Annotated in this window: 14 protein-coding genes; 7 read left to right on the top strand and 7 right to left on the bottom strand. The window is 71.1% G+C overall.

Features of this window, described 5'->3' with window-relative positions; translation table 11 throughout:
- Positions 1–90: 90 nt before the first annotated feature.
- On the bottom strand, positions 91–972 hold the full coding sequence (locus tag ACIBK6_RS26975) for an NYN domain-containing protein (RefSeq protein WP_399053990.1): 882 nt from the start codon (positions 970–972) through the stop codon (positions 91–93).
- 321 nt (positions 973–1,293) lie between these two features.
- Between ACIBK6_RS26975 and ACIBK6_RS26980 the strand changes: the two genes are divergently transcribed.
- Positions 1,294–1,446 (top strand): hypothetical protein, encoded by a 153-nt coding sequence (locus ACIBK6_RS26980; RefSeq protein ID WP_329463199.1) that lies wholly within the window; start codon positions 1,294–1,296, stop codon positions 1,444–1,446.
- A gap of 120 nt (positions 1,447–1,566) precedes the next feature.
- On the opposite strand, the gene ACIBK6_RS26985 is transcribed toward ACIBK6_RS26980, so the two are convergent.
- The 4 genes from ACIBK6_RS26985 to ACIBK6_RS27000 form a co-directional block, all read right to left on the bottom strand.
- Positions 1,567–2,172 (bottom strand): MarC family protein, encoded by a 606-nt coding sequence (locus tag ACIBK6_RS26985; protein WP_399053943.1) that lies wholly within the window; start codon positions 2,170–2,172, stop codon positions 1,567–1,569.
- A 161-nt stretch (positions 2,173–2,333) separates the two neighbouring features.
- Entirely contained in the window at positions 2,334–3,200 is an 867-nt protein-coding gene (locus ACIBK6_RS26990; protein WP_399053944.1) for a PHP domain-containing protein, read from the bottom strand.
- 94 nt (positions 3,201–3,294) lie between these two features.
- Positions 3,295–3,933, bottom strand: coding sequence for a DUF6758 family protein (locus tag ACIBK6_RS26995; protein ID WP_399053945.1), 639 nt, complete (start codon positions 3,931–3,933; stop codon positions 3,295–3,297).
- 152 nt (positions 3,934–4,085) lie between these two features.
- Positions 4,086–4,670: a suppressor of fused domain protein gene (locus ACIBK6_RS27000; protein WP_399053946.1), complete on the bottom strand. Its 585-nt coding sequence runs from the start codon at positions 4,668–4,670 to the stop codon at positions 4,086–4,088.
- A gap of 468 nt (positions 4,671–5,138) precedes the next feature.
- Here ACIBK6_RS27000 and ACIBK6_RS27005 point away from each other — a divergent pair, with 468 nt between their 5' ends.
- Positions 5,139–6,272, top strand: coding sequence for a magnesium and cobalt transport protein CorA (locus ACIBK6_RS27005; RefSeq protein ID WP_399053948.1), 1,134 nt, complete (start codon positions 5,139–5,141; stop codon positions 6,270–6,272).
- A gap of 18 nt (positions 6,273–6,290) precedes the next feature.
- Here ACIBK6_RS27005 and ACIBK6_RS27010 read toward each other — a convergent pair whose 3' ends face one another.
- Complete coding sequence (locus ACIBK6_RS27010; protein ID WP_399053949.1) at positions 6,291–7,193, bottom strand: DMT family transporter; 903 nt, start codon at positions 7,191–7,193, stop codon at positions 6,291–6,293.
- A gap of 69 nt (positions 7,194–7,262) precedes the next feature.
- Here ACIBK6_RS27010 and ACIBK6_RS27015 point away from each other — a divergent pair, with 69 nt between their 5' ends.
- Positions 7,263–7,772 (top strand): hypothetical protein, encoded by a 510-nt coding sequence (locus ACIBK6_RS27015; RefSeq protein WP_399053950.1) that lies wholly within the window; start codon positions 7,263–7,265, stop codon positions 7,770–7,772.
- Positions 7,773–8,115: 343 nt separating this feature from the next.
- Positions 8,116–9,099 carry a hypothetical protein gene (locus ACIBK6_RS27020; protein ID WP_399053951.1) on the top strand — a complete coding sequence of 328 codons (984 nt, stop codon included), beginning with the start codon at positions 8,116–8,118 and terminating at the stop codon, positions 9,097–9,099.
- Positions 9,100–9,168: 69 nt separating this feature from the next.
- Here the strand turns inward: ACIBK6_RS27020 and ACIBK6_RS27025 are convergent, their stop codons facing one another.
- Entirely contained in the window at positions 9,169–9,933 is a 765-nt protein-coding gene (locus ACIBK6_RS27025; RefSeq protein ID WP_399053952.1) for a hypothetical protein, read from the bottom strand.
- A gap of 192 nt (positions 9,934–10,125) precedes the next feature.
- Here ACIBK6_RS27025 and ACIBK6_RS27030 point away from each other — a divergent pair, with 192 nt between their 5' ends.
- From ACIBK6_RS27030 to ACIBK6_RS27040, 3 genes are read left to right on the top strand one after another with little or no spacing between them, the layout of a single operon-like run.
- Entirely contained in the window at positions 10,126–11,403 is a 1,278-nt protein-coding gene (locus ACIBK6_RS27030; RefSeq protein WP_399053953.1) for a magnesium transporter MgtE N-terminal domain-containing protein, read from the top strand.
- Positions 11,390–11,965 (top strand): DUF1003 domain-containing protein, encoded by a 576-nt coding sequence (locus ACIBK6_RS27035; protein WP_399053955.1) that lies wholly within the window; start codon positions 11,390–11,392, stop codon positions 11,963–11,965. Before ACIBK6_RS27030 ends, ACIBK6_RS27035 begins: the two co-directional genes overlap by 14 nt.
- A gap of 44 nt (positions 11,966–12,009) precedes the next feature.
- The gene (locus ACIBK6_RS27040) at positions 12,010–13,143 is read left to right on the top strand and encodes an Mrp/NBP35 family ATP-binding protein (protein ID WP_399053956.1); all 1,134 of its coding nucleotides are present in this window, start codon (positions 12,010–12,012) and stop codon (positions 13,141–13,143) included.
- Positions 13,144–13,225: the final 82 nt, after the last annotated feature.

The raw sequence follows: 13,225 nt of genomic DNA on the forward strand, positions 1-13,225 counted from the left end.
CGACCAGCCTCCCCCGAGCTCTCGACTTCGTTCGAGCAGGGGGGACCCCCATCGGCCCGCAGCCGAAGAGCACGACTCCCCGCGGAGCACTCAGTACTGCGACTGAAGGTGCTGCCAGAAGCCGTCGCGCAGTGCGCGGCGCAGGTCGGCGTGGCCGCGCAGGGAGCACTGGAGCAGCCGTTCCGCCTCGATGAGGAGGTCCTGGTCGACCGAGCCCGGCAGATAGGGGTGGCCGGGCAGCAGGTCGGCCAGGGCCGCGCGGCCGCGCTCGGAGAGCCAGGTCGCGGCGATCCGGGCGCCGACGAAGCGCACGTCCTCGCGGCTGGGTGCCGGGCCCTCCTCGTACATGGTGACCGGCCGCCGGGTGACGTACGGCTTGCAGAAGTCGAGGTCGAAGGTGCGCTGGCTGTCGACCTCCCAGAGCAGCGGCTCCGCCTGGTTGCGGCCCCCGGCGGCCTCGATGCCCCAGAGGTGGACGCGGGCGCCGTAGCCCTGCGCGGCCTCGACGGCGGAGACGAGGTCCTCGTCGCCGCCGACCAGTGCCGCGTCGCTGATGGCGCGGTGCCTGGCCAGTGATTCCAGGTCGGAGCGGATCAGCGAGTCGACGCCCTTCTGCTGGTTGTTGGCGTTGAGGTTGCCGAGCCGGACCTTGACGTCGGGGAGCTCGGCGATCGACTGCTGTTCGGCGGTGTGGATGCGGCGGCGGGCGCCGTCGTACCAGTACACGCGGAGCAGCCGGCTGTCCGCGAAGATCGTGCGCGCCTTGTCGATGAAGGCCTCGATCAGCCCCTCGGCGTCCAGGTCGAAGGAGCGGCGGTCCTCGGTGCCGGTGACGAGGAGGCCGGCGGCCGCGTAGACATAGCCCGCGTCCACGAAGATCGCGTGCGTGGAGGGCGTCTTCGCGACTTCGGCGAGCATGCGCTGGAGCAGCTCGTTGGTGCGCTCCAGCTTGCGGTCCAGCTGGGCGGCCATGCCGCGGGGCGCTTGGGCTGGCTGGGGTTCCTGGGAATCGTCCATACGCCCCCCATTGTCGGCGTCGTGACGGACGGGGCACAACCGGGCACATGTGGTCGCCCCTACGGCTTAGTAGTTAGCTACGCGAAAAATTTCCTTAGCGTAGGGAATGTTTGCTGGAGGCAACCCGTTGTACCTGTCGGAACGCGTTGCACTGGCGCCACGCAATCCACTCTTAACGGGCGGGCAACCGCCCTGACGCCGCGCGGGAGCAGGCTGTGCCGCAGCCCCCCGCACCAGTAGTTCTCCTCACAGGAGGATCAGACGAAGGGAGAAGCCGTGCGCTTCGAAATCATGCGCCTGGACGACGTCGACGGCACCGCCGTTGACAGCACCGTCGTGGACGCCGCCTCCGTCAACCGGATTGTGCAGCAGGCCGCCGCAATGGGTCAGCGCATCTACATCCGCCCGGCCGAATCCGCGGCCTCGTAACGCGTGAGAGGCAGTGCTCCGCGAGCGCGGTCGGCGCGCGCGGCTGCCGTACGAAACAAGCGCCCCCGTACACCGTGTACGGGGGCGCTTCGCGTGCTGCGGGCCTGCGAGGATGCCGCCTCAACTGCCGTGGATCACCTGGGTGATGCCGTTGATGATCTGCTGCACGGCGAGGGCCGAGAGCATCATGCCCGCGAGCCGGGTCACCAGGACGACGCCGCCGTCCTTGATGACGCGGATGATCAGCAGTGAGTACCGCATGGTCACGTACAGCACCACATGGATCGCGATGATCGCCGCCCAGACCGAGATCTGCCCGGACACCGAGTCGTGGTTCTGGACGGCCAGGATCACCTGGACGATCGCGCCGGGCCCGGCGAGCAGCGGCATGCCCAGCGGTACGAGCGCGACGTTCACGTCCTTGGTCTGCTTGGGCTCGTCGGTCTTGCCGGTGAGCAGGTCGAGCGCGATCAGGAGCAGCAGCAGACCACCCGCGATCATCAGCGCGGGGACGTCGATGTGCAGATACGTGAGGATCTGGTGGCCGACGAGGCCGAAGAGCGTGATCACCCCGAGCGCGACGGCCGCGGCCTGCCAGGCCATCCGGCGCTGGACCTTCGCGGCCCGGCCGGCGGTCAGCGCGAGGAAGATGGGCGTGATCCCGGGGGGATCCATGATGACGAACAGGGTGAGGAAGAGGGAGCCGAAAACGGCAGCGTCGAACACGGTGAGCCTTGCGGGATGAGGGGTGTACGTACAGAGAAGGGCTGGGGCCGCTGCCGCACAGGTCAGCCTGGCCCGGCCCGCAGAGCCCCGCGGAGGTGGCCCGCGGGGAGGTCCAGGAAACCGGGGTGCGCCCCCGGCGGGGTGGGAGAGGCGAGCTCCCCCTACCGGCGACCGCTTCCGCCCGCCCCCGGCACCGGGAAGGCCCCCGTGGCGCGGCGGGTGATCTCGCCGTAGATCTCGGGGTCGGTCGTGCACTCCCCGAGCCGGGCGGTCTTGCGGCTGCCGTGGTAGTCGCTGGAGCCCGTGGGCAGCAGCCCCAGCTCGCGGGCGAGCCCGCGCAGCCGTGCCCGGGTGGGCTCGTCGTGGTCGGTGTGGTCGACCTCGATGCCGTCGAGCCCGGCGGCGGCCAGTTCGGCTATCGCGGACTCGGGCACGACCTCGCCGCGCTTGACAGCGAGCGGGTGGGCGAAGACGGTGACGCCGCCGGCGGCCTTGACCAGCCGGATCGCGTCGAACGGGTCGAGCTCGTGCTTGCCGACGTAGGCCCGTCCGCCGTCGGCGAGCCAGTCGGGCACGAAGGCGTCGGAGACGGAGTCGACGATGCCGAGTTCGACCAGGGCCTCGGCGACATGGGGGCGGCCGACCGAGCCGTCGCCCGCGATCCGCGCGACCTGTTCCCAGGTGATGGGCACGCCGAGTTCCTGGAGCTTGGCGACCATGCCCCGGGCGCGGGGCACCCGGTCGTCCCGTACGAGCTCGCGCTCGCGGGCCAGCTCGGGCTCCTCGGGGTCGAAGAGGTAGGCCAGCATGTGCAGGCCCACGCCGTCGATGCGGCAGGAGAGTTCGGCTCCGGTCACCAGGGTGAGGCCCTCGGGGAGCGCGGAGATCGCCTCCGGGTAGCCGCGCGTGGTGTCGTGGTCGGTCAGCGCGACCACGTCGAGTCCGGCGGCGGCCGCGTTGCGGACCAGCTCGGCGGGGGTGTCCGTACCGTCCGAGGCCGTGGAGTGAGTGTGCAGATCGATGCGCACGACGCGTACTCCAGGGCATAAGGGGCGGATCAGGGGACAGTCAAGGATAACCGCCCGTCCGCTCGCCGCCGTCCCCCCGGCGACCGGCCCCGGGTCAGGACAGGATGCGCGGAGTCAGGGCCCCGCACGGCACGAGTTCCACTTCGGCGCCCGCGTCGCGCAGATCGGTCAGGACCAGCTCGTCGTACATGAGGAGCCCGGACTGCTCCGGCCACACGATCGCCCACAGCCACAGGCCGCATGCCTCGCCCGCGAACACCGCGCGGTCGTCCGGGGTCCGGGTGACGTGCCACAGCGGGGTGGGCCGGCCGGCCGCGAGGACCTTGGCGTGCGCGGCCTGGTCGACGCTCATGAACGGGCCGGGGTCGGGTCCGTCGATGCCCGCGTACCGGGCGCCGAGCCCCACACCCAGTTCCTCGGCGACCAGGATCAGTTCTCCGATGCCGCCCATGGGTCCAGGACCCGAGCAGGCGACGGCGGTCGCGCGGCCGCCGCTGCGGTCGTCACCGGCGTACGCGACACCCGTGAACAGCCAGCCGACCGGCAGCGGCCAGGGCATCCACACCGGCACCTGCGCCCGGCGCACGACGACTTCCAGGGCCTCGACGCTGGGCGGGATCACCGGCTGGAGCGGAAACACGGGGCCGTGTACGTCGCACTGCCAGGTGTCGGCAAAGAGACCGGGCGCCCTGACCCGGCCTCCGCACTTCGGGCAACTGGGTTCGCCCCTCATAAAGCCCCACGGTCCTCCCCGGCCGTCGCCCCGTCAAGGACGATCACCCGTCCGGAGCCCTGGAGCCCCGGACTGGGTGCGTTTCCGACTCGCTCGGACCCTGGGCGGCGTCATCCGAAATGCCACCCTCTCGCAGAATTGATGAGACTGCCCTAGTCCAGAGTTACGGACTTGCGCAGCGGGTCGCGCAGGTCCGTGCCGTTCGCCAGCCAGCGCTCCTCCAGCTCCTGCGCGCCCCGGACCCGCTTCCACGCGGCCTCGTTCACGGTCATCGGAAGCAGCGGCAGGAAGCGCACCGGGTCCAGCGGGCCGTCGAGCTCCAGGTCCTCGACCAGGCCGCCCGGCTCGGCGACCAGGACCGAGCTGAACAGGGCGCCCGGCCACAGCGGTTCGCCGAGGTCGAGCGAGGCGCCCGGGGCCACCACCACGCCCTCCACCTGCGGGGAGGCGGCGAGCACGGCGAGCGGGCGGAGCACCTTGTCGGTGTCGGCGAGCCCGGCGCGCACCGACAGGACCAGCTCCGCGCGGGGCCCCTTCACCGGGTCGGCGAGCGCGGCGGTGGGGTCGGCCATCGGCTGGGCGGACATGCCGAGGGTGGCGTACCGGACGATGTCGCCGTCGGTGAAGCGCAGCACCTCGATGCGGTCCGTACCGAGAAAGGTCACCGCGGCGCGCGCGTCCGGCTCGCCCAGCGCGGTGCGCAGCCGGGCCTCGACCAGAGCAAGAACATCAACCATGCCGTGAGCATAGAAGGCGTATGGAACGGGCCAAGCGGGGCCTTGACGCAACAGTCGGCTGATAGTCTTGGCCGCTGTTCAGGACAGCAGGAAGTTCCCCACGGGGGACCGGCTGGAGGAGGTGGGGCTGCGATGGATCGAAGTCGGCCCGGCAGTACCAACCGCTCTTCCGTACACCGTCGTTGTCCCCGGTGATCTGAGACCCTCCTTACCCGGCCTCCCGGCCCGGAAACCCGGAGTCTCACGGCATTTCGCACGGCGGAAGAGCACATCGCCTCGCTTTGTCCGTTTCAGTAGCGAACGCCGTCCCCGCGTGCCCCTGTGGTGCCGCCCGCTGTGCGAACGTATGCAATTGATACCCGTTCTGGCCGATCCGGCCCCTTGGTTTCCCTTGCCGTTTCACGTCCCCATGGCGGGCAGTTCCAGAGTGTCACGCCCTCCGACGGCCCTCCGTGAAGGAGTCCTGCCATGTCGATGATCCGTGACCTGCGCGCCGTGGTCCGCCCCGCGCTGCGCAAGACCAGCGCCCCGTACAGCGACTACGACACCACCCGCGATCCCTCGGCGAGCAGCGCCGTGGTCGACTGCGCGGTCTACCGCGACGGGCGCCGCGTCCAGCCCGTCGAGCCCGTCGAGAACGCGACCTGCCTGACGCCCCGTGAGGCGATGCGGCGGGTGCGCGAGGACGGGGGCTTCGCGTGGATCGGTCTGCACGAGCCGACCGAGGCCGAATTCGCCGGTATCGCGGCCGAGTTCGGGCTGCACCCGCTCGCCGTGGAGGACGCGGTGCACGCGCACCAGCGACCCAAGCTGGAGCGGTACGACGACACCCTGTTCACCGTCTTCAAGACGATCCACTACGTGGAGCACGCCGAACTCACCGCCACCAGCGAGGTCGTGGCGACCGGCGAGGTGATGTGCTTCACCGGGCGGGATTTCGTCATCACCGTCCGGCACGGCGGCCAGGGCTCGCTGCGCGCGCTGCGCAAGCGCCTCCAGGACGACCCGGAGCTCCTCGCCAAGGGGCCGTCCGCCGTGCTGCACGCCATCGCCGACCAGGTGGTCGACGGCTATCTGGCGGTCGTGGACGCGGTCCAGGACGACATCGACGAGGTCGAGATCGAGGTGTTCTCGGCTCCGGCCAAGGGCAGCCCGCGCGGTGTGGACGCCGGCCGGATCTACCAGCTCAAGCGCGAGGTACTGGAGTTCAAACGCGCGGTGTCGCCGCTGCTGCGTCCTCTGCAGCAGCTCAGCGAGCGCCCGATGCGGCTCGTGGACCCCGACATCCAGAAGTACTTCCGGGACGTCGCCGACCACCTGGCCCGGGTGCAGGAGCAGGTCATCGGCTTCGACGAACTGCTCAACTCGATCCTCCAGGCCAACCTCGCGCAGGCCTCGGTCGCCCAGAACGAGGACATGCGCAAGATCACGTCCTGGGCGGCGATCATCGCCGTACCGACGATGGTGTGCGGTGTGTACGGCATGAACTTCGAGAACATGCCGGAGCTGCACTGGAAGTACGGCTACCCGATCGCGATGGGCATGACGGCCGTGGTCTGCGTCGGCATCCACCGCATCCTGAAGCGCAACGGCTGGCTCTGAGGCCTCAGACCCTGTGTCTCAGTTGGCGCGGTTCGCCCGGACGACGAGGGCGAGCCCGGCCAGGATCACAAGCAGCGCCGGGTAGGCGAGGGCCGGGGGCTGCTGGCCGAGCCAGAGCGCGGCGATGAGGGCCGCGCCCGGCGTCTCGAGCAGGATCGACGTCGAGGTCACGGACGGCCCGAGGGTGCGCACCACGCGGTTGAGCAGCGAGTGCCCCAGGAGCTGGGCGGCGAGCGTGAGCACCGCGAGCTTCACCCAGGTCGTGCCGTCGTACGAGGTGAGCTCGGCCCCGCTGAGGAGCGCGGCCGCGAGGAGCCCGGCGGCGGCCGTTGCGTAGCAGAGGTAGGTGTAGGGCACGGTGTCGACGCTCTTGCGGACCTCGGCGCCGAGCAGCACGTACCCGGCGGCCGCGATGCCGCCGCCGAGCGCGAGCGCGTCACCGGCCAGCGCGCGCGGCGACAGGCTGAGGTCGACGCCGGTGAGCAGTACGACCCCGGCGCAGGCGACCAGGGTGCCGGTCCACACCAGGGCCGGGGGGCGGTGACCGCGCAGGCGCAGCGCGATGGTCGCCCAGATCGGGGTGGTGGTGCACAGCGCGGTCGAGGAGGCGACGGACGTCATGCTCAGGCTCGGCAGCCACAGCCCGAAGTGCAGCGCCAGCATGGCGCCCGCGCCGACGGTGAGCCCCACTTCGCGCCGGGTCAGCGCGCGCAGCCGTGCGCGGTACGTGAACCAGGCCACCGGGGTCAGCGCCCCGACCGCGAGGGCGTTGCGCCAGAAGGCGATGGCGAGCGCGGGCGCGGCGGTGGCCGCGATCAGCGGCGCGGACAGCGAGACGCTGGCGAGCGCGACGCCGAGCAGCACGAAGTCGACCCGGGGGACGGCCGCGACCTGCGGCGTCGTGGTAGTGGCAGTGGTCACCCGCCGAAGCGTAAGGGGCGTTTCCGGTTTACGGAACTGACTATTCCTGTGGGCCCTTAATGTGGGGGCATGACGCAGACGTTGCTCGACCAGGCCCTTGTCGAGGAGGCCACCAAGAAGTCCGGGCTCATCTGGGTGCGCGGCACCGGGGCGGCCGAGCGGGCGCTGTGGCACGGGTGGCTCGACGGTGCGGCGTACGTCGTCGGCGGCGGTCCGGGCGAGCAGCCGCTCGACGGCCTCATGGACGGCGGGACGGCCGAGGTCACCGTCCGCAGCAAGGACAAGGGCGGGCGGCTCGTCGCCTGGACGGCGGCGGTGTCGGAGATCGCGGCGGGCACGGAGCCCTGGGACGCGGCGGTGGCGGAGCTGAAGGGCAAGCGGCTCAACGCCCCGGACGGCGAGGCGATGACGGCACGCTGGGCGGCGGAGTGCCGCCTACTCCGCCTGACCCCGACGGGCCCACTCGCGCCCGCCCCCGACGGCTCCCTGGCCACGCCCCCGATGTCGACCCCGGCCACGACGAGGCACCCGGTCCCGGCAGGGCTGCCGAAGCTGCTCTTCAAGCGCAAGCGGCGCTGAGCGCTCCGCGGGAAGTGGCGCTCCTCGGCTGCGGGCCGATGGGGGTCCCCCTGCTCGAACGAAGTTGAGAGCTCGGGGGAGGCTGGTCGCGCAGTTCTCCGCGCCCCTTCAGGGTGCGGTACCGCACCGCGCTTCCCCGAGATGGTGCAACGGCGATCGTTTCTGCGGTGAACGGCGCCGCTCGTCCGGGTGAGGATTCTGGGTTGCGGCCGATTCCTGGAGGCAGTTCTCCGCTACAACCGGTGGGGTGGTCAAGTCCTTGCTGAGGCACGGCAGACCGGCCTGACCGGCCGAGCCCTCTGCCTGCCTTCCACCCGCACGCGCAACAGACGGGAACCTTCACATGAGCCTTCCGGAGCAAATCAGTCCCGGCGACGTCGTCCTGACTCGCGGGACGGGGGCCGTGTCCCGGGCGATCTGCCTCCTGGACCGGTCCGACGTCAGCCACGCCCTCCTCGCCTATGACGGCGACACCCTGGTCGAGGTGGTCGGCAAGGGGCTCGGCACCGTCACGTACGCCGAGGCCGTACAAGGCCACGACCGGGTCGTCGGACGGACCCTGGCCTCGCCTGCCGATGCGGCGCCCCTCGTCGATGTGGCCCGCCACTACCTGACCCGGCGCACCGCCTACGCGCATCAGCAGATCGTGCTGCTGGCCGTGCTGTGTGTCACCCGCCGTATCCCCCTGCCCCCGGGCGGCCGTCGCATGGTCCGTACCGTTCTGGACCAGGCCGCGGCCGCGGTGAACGCCATGGCCGAGCGCGGTCAACAGCCCATGATCTGCTCAGAGTTCGTCTACCGCTGTCACTCCGAGGCCCGGCCCGCCGCCCCCTACGTCGTCAAGGTGGACTCCGGCGAGAGCGCCGAGGGGGAGACGCTGCTGCAATGGGCCCACGGTCGTCCCGGGCTGTCGCGGCTGCCCCTGTCCGCGCCCATCGCTGCCGGGCCGGCGGATTCCGCGGCCGTCGAGAAGCAGCTCGAACCCCTGCTGTCCGCGTACACCAAGGCCGTCCAGGCGGCCGCCTCGGTGCCGTTGGGGCAGCAGAGCCTGCTCCCGGGAGCCGTGTCCGAGCCGAGCGAGGAGGACATGCTGGCGGCCATGACCGCGTTCGGTGCCGCCCTGCACCGCGCCACCGAGGGCGATGACGCACCCGCACCGTTGTCGGCCGAGCAGGCGCTGGAGAAGATCAGGGCCACGGAAGCCGATCCGAACTTCGTCACGCCCGGCGACCTGCTGCGCAGTTCTTCCCTGCGGGACACCTACCGCAACCCTTCCAGTACGAAGCCCGCCGGGCCCACCCCCGCGAACCTGCTGCATCCCCGGTAGCCGCGGGAGCGAGACGTCGGCGGGGCGGAGCCCCGAGGGGTCCGGGGGCGGCGCCCCAGTGGTCCCGGGTCAGGTCTTGGGGAGTTGCTGGCCGTAGTCCACCGTGGCCCCCTTCGCCGGAGCGGCAAGCGGGAAGTCCTGGTTCCAGTCGGTCAGTTCGAGGACCCCCGCGCCGCCCGCGCGCTCGAAGCGCAGGGGATACGGCGTGCCCTGGAGGGAGACGTCCAGTGTGCCCCCCTCGCCGCCCTTGCCCGCCGCGATCCGTACCGTACGGACCGAGCCGACCCGCGCATGGTCGCCCTTGGACAGCGCACCCTGGAGCCCGAGCATGTCCTTGAGGAGCGCCGACTTCTCGGTGAAGCCGCGCAGCTGCTGGTAGGACGGGTCGTCGGACGGCACCTTGACGTACTTGTCGTCCAGCTTGCCCGCCGCCGACGCCGAGCCGCCCGAGCCGCTCGCCCCGCTCTGCGCCTTGTGCGACCAGAATCCCGCGTCCGCCTTCAGGAACAGGTCGTCCCCGACCCGCAGCAGCCCGAACGTGCTGTTCTGCGAGGTGACCGTGCCCGTCCCGCCGGTCCCCTTCAGCTTCATGTCGATCTTGTACGAGCCGCCCTTGCTGACCAGCGTCCCCGAGAGCCGTACCGCGTCCGCGCCGTCGGCCGCCGTACGCGCCTTGTTCTCGATCTCGGTGGCGGAGAGCTTGCCGACGCCGTTGGTCCCCTCGTCCGGGTCCGACGCACACGCGGTGAGGGCCGCGGCGAGCCCCGCGCACAGCGCGACGGGCAGGGCGGCCCGGCGGGCCCGGCCCCGTACGGACAAGAGGGTTGAGGTCACCTGCGTACTGCCTCTCATACTGGATGTAGGGGTCGGCAGTCCGCACCCTACCCGGACCGTCTACGCTGCCTGGCAGAGCGCCGGACGGACGACCCGACAAGGGCGTTCGGGGCGACCACCCGTTAGCCTGAAGCCCTTGTCTCGCAGCGAGCGCAGTATTCAGGGCTGCCCTGAACAGAAGGAGGCGCGCACATGGCGGCAGGCGCCCCCCGGATCTTCGTTTCGCACCTCGCCGGTGTCGCCGTCTTCGACCCCAACGGCGATCAGGTCGGCCGGGTGCGCGACCTGGTGGCGATGCTGCGGGTCGGCCGCAAGCCTCCCAGGATGCTCGGCATCGTCGTCGAAGTGGCGGGCCGCAGGCTCATCTTCCTGCCCATGACCCGGGTCACCGGTGTGGAATCGGGCCAGGTCATCACCACCGGCGTCGTCAACCTGCGCCGCTTCGAGCAGCGCCCGACCGAGCGACTGGTGCTGGGCGAACTCCTTGACCGCCGGGTCACGCTGGTGGAGAGCGGCGAGCAGGTCACCGTGCTCGACGTGGCGATCCAGCAGCTGCCGGCCCGCCGCGACTGGGAGATCGACAAGGTCTTCGTACGGAGGGGAAAGTCGGGCGCGCTGCGCCGCAAGGGCGAGACGCTGACCGTCGAGTGGTCGGCCGTCACCGGGTTCTCCCTGGAGGAGCACGGGCAGGGCGCCGAGAACCTGGTCGCCACCTTCGAGCAGCTGCGCCCGGCCGACCTCGCCAACGTCATGCACCACCTGTCGCCCAAGCGGCGTGCCGAGGTGGCCGCGGCGCTGGACGACGACCGGCTCGCGGACGTACTGGAAGAGCTGCCGGACGACGACCAGGTGGAGATCCTCGGCAAGCTGAAGGACGAGCGGGCCGCCGACGTCCTGGAGGCGATGGACCCGGACGACGCCGCCGACCTGCTCTCCGAGCTGCCCGAGGAGGACAAGGAGCGCCTCCTGACGCTGATGCAGCCGGACGACGCGGCGGACGTGCGGCGGCTGCTCTCGTACGAGGAGCGCACGGCGGGCGGTCTGATGACCACCGAACCGATCGTGCTGCGCCCGGACGCCACGGTCGCCGACGCCCTGGCCCGGGTCCGCCAGCAGGACCTCTCCCCCGCGCTGGCCGCGCAGGTGTACGTCTGCCGGCCGCCGGACGAGACGCCGACCGGCAAGTACCTGGGCACGGTGCACTTCCAGCGGTTGCTGCGCGAGCCGCCGTTCGCGCTGGTCAGCTCGGTGGTGGACAGCGATCTCAAACCGCTGCCGCCGAGCGCCTCGCTGCCGTCGGTGACCAGTTTCCTGGCCGCGTACAACATGGTCGCGGCACCGGTGGTGGACGCGAGCGGCTCGCTGCTCGGCGCGGTGACCGTGGACGACGTGCTCGACCACCTGCTGCCGGAGGACTGGCGCGAGACGGAGTTCCACGGGCCTGAGGGGGTACCACATGGGCGGCACTGACCGGACGGAGGAGCGCACCCGCGCGAGCGGCGCGAGCGCGCTGCCGCGCGGCCGCAGCCGCCTCGACCAGCCGCGCACCCCCCGGGTGCGGCTGCTTCCGGAGTACGACCCCGAGGCGTTCGGCCGGTTCAGCGAGCGGATCGCCCGCTTCCTGGGCACCGGGCGGTTCATCGTCTGGATGACCCTGGTCATCATCGTCTGGGTCGCCTGGAACATCTTCGCGCCGAGCAGTGTGCGCTTCGACAACTACCCGTTCATCTTCCTCACCCTCGCGCTGTCGCTCCAGGCCTCGTACGCGGCCCCGCTGATCCTGCTCGCGCAGAACCGGCAGGACGACCGGGACCGGGTCACCCACGAGCAGGACCGCAAGCAGAACGAGCGGTCCATCGCGGACACCGAGTACCTCACCCGGGAAATCGCCGCGCTGCGGATGGGCCTCGGCGAGGTGGCGACCCGCGACTGGATCCGCTCCGAGCTTCAGGACCTGGTCAAGGAGATGGAGGAGCGGCGCCATCTATTCCCGTCGGAGCGGGCGTACGGACGTGACGAAGGCGACCGCTGACAGGCCTTTCCGTACTGCGCGGTAAGCGCCGTACCATCGACCGTATGGCTACGGAAGACGCGGTGCTTGAGGCACTGGCGACGGTGAACGACCCCGAGATCCACCGACCGATCACTGAACTCGGCATGGTCAAATCGGTTGAGATCGGAACGGACGGGGCGGTTGCCGTCACGGTGTACCTAACCGTCTCCGGCTGCCCGATGCGCGAGACCATCATCAGGAACGTGACGGAGGCGGTCGAGCGGGTCGAGGGCGTCGGCCGCGTCGACGTGACGCTTGAGGTGATGAGCGACGAGCAGCGCAAGGAGCTCGCGGCCTCGCTGCGCGGCGGCACCGCCGAGCGCGAGGTGCCGTTCGCCAAGCCCGGCTCGCTGACCCGCGTCTACGCGGTCGCCTCCGGCAAGGGCGGCGTCGGCAAGTCCTCGGTGACGGTCAACCTGGCGGCCGCGATGGCGGCGGACGGACTGAAGGTCGGTGTCGTGGACGCCGACATCTACGGCCACTCCGTGCCCCGCATGCTGGGCGCCGACGGCAGGCCCACCCAGGTCGAGAACATGATCATGCCGCCGTCCGCGAACGGTGTGAAGGTCATCTCCATCGGCATGTTCACGCCGGGCAACGCCCCGGTCGTGTGGCGCGGCCCGATGCTGCACCGCGCCCTCCAGCAGTTCCTCGCGGACGTGTACTGGGGCGATCTGGACGTCCTGCTGCTCGACCTGCCGCCGGGCACCGGCGACATCGCCATCTCGGTGGCGCAGCTGGTCCCGAACGCCGAGATCCTCGTCGTCACCACCCCGCAGCAGGCCGCCGCCGAGGTCGCCGAGCGGGCCGGCTCCATCGCCGTGCAGACCCACCAGAAGATCGTCGGTGTGGTCGAGAACATGGCGGGGCTGCCCTGTCCGCACTGCGACGAGATGGTCGACGTGTTCGGCACCGGCGGCGGCCAGCGGGTCGCCGACGGCCTGACCAAGACGACCGGCACCAGCGTCCCGGTGCTCGGCTCCATCCCGATCGACGTCCGGCTGCGCGAAGGCGGCGACGACGGCCGCCCCGTCGTGCTGTCCAACCCGGACTCCCCCGCGGGCGCCGCGCTGCGCGCCATCGCCGGCAAGCTGGGCGGCCGCGCCCGCGGCCTGTCGGGCATGTCGCTGGGCATCACCCCGCGCAACAAGTTCTAGCCGCCAGACATACGTAAGGGGCGCCCGCCATTGCGGGCGCCCCTTACGCGTTACCTCTGCCTGCTTCTTCTTACCGCCCGCG

Source organism: Streptomyces sp. NPDC050485 (assembly GCF_044458185.1).
Lineage (GTDB): Bacteria > Actinomycetota > Actinomycetes > Streptomycetales > Streptomycetaceae > Streptomyces.

What these genes read in the sequence shown, in the direction of transcription:
- ACIBK6_RS27030 (WP_399053953.1), top strand. Translation starts at nt 10,126, where the DNA reads ATGGCGGCAGGCGCCCCCCGGATCTTCGTTTCGCACCTCGCCGGTGTC.
- ACIBK6_RS26995 (WP_399053945.1), bottom strand. Translation starts at nt 3,933, where the DNA reads ATGAGGGGCGAACCCAGTTGCCCGAAGTGCGGAGGCCGGGTCAGGGCG.
- ACIBK6_RS27020 (WP_399053951.1), top strand. Translation starts at nt 8,116, where the DNA reads ATGAGCCTTCCGGAGCAAATCAGTCCCGGCGACGTCGTCCTGACTCGC.
- ACIBK6_RS26975 (WP_399053990.1), bottom strand. Translation starts at nt 972, where the DNA reads ATGGCCGCCCAGCTGGACCGCAAGCTGGAGCGCACCAACGAGCTGCTC.
- ACIBK6_RS27015 (WP_399053950.1), top strand. Translation starts at nt 7,263, where the DNA reads ATGACGCAGACGTTGCTCGACCAGGCCCTTGTCGAGGAGGCCACCAAG.
- ACIBK6_RS27000 (WP_399053946.1), bottom strand. Translation starts at nt 4,670, where the DNA reads ATGGTTGATGTTCTTGCTCTGGTCGAGGCCCGGCTGCGCACCGCGCTG.
- ACIBK6_RS27035 (WP_399053955.1), top strand. Translation starts at nt 11,390, where the DNA reads ATGGGCGGCACTGACCGGACGGAGGAGCGCACCCGCGCGAGCGGCGCG.
- ACIBK6_RS27005 (WP_399053948.1), top strand. Translation starts at nt 5,139, where the DNA reads ATGTCGATGATCCGTGACCTGCGCGCCGTGGTCCGCCCCGCGCTGCGC.
- ACIBK6_RS27040 (WP_399053956.1), top strand. Translation starts at nt 12,010, where the DNA reads ATGGCTACGGAAGACGCGGTGCTTGAGGCACTGGCGACGGTGAACGAC.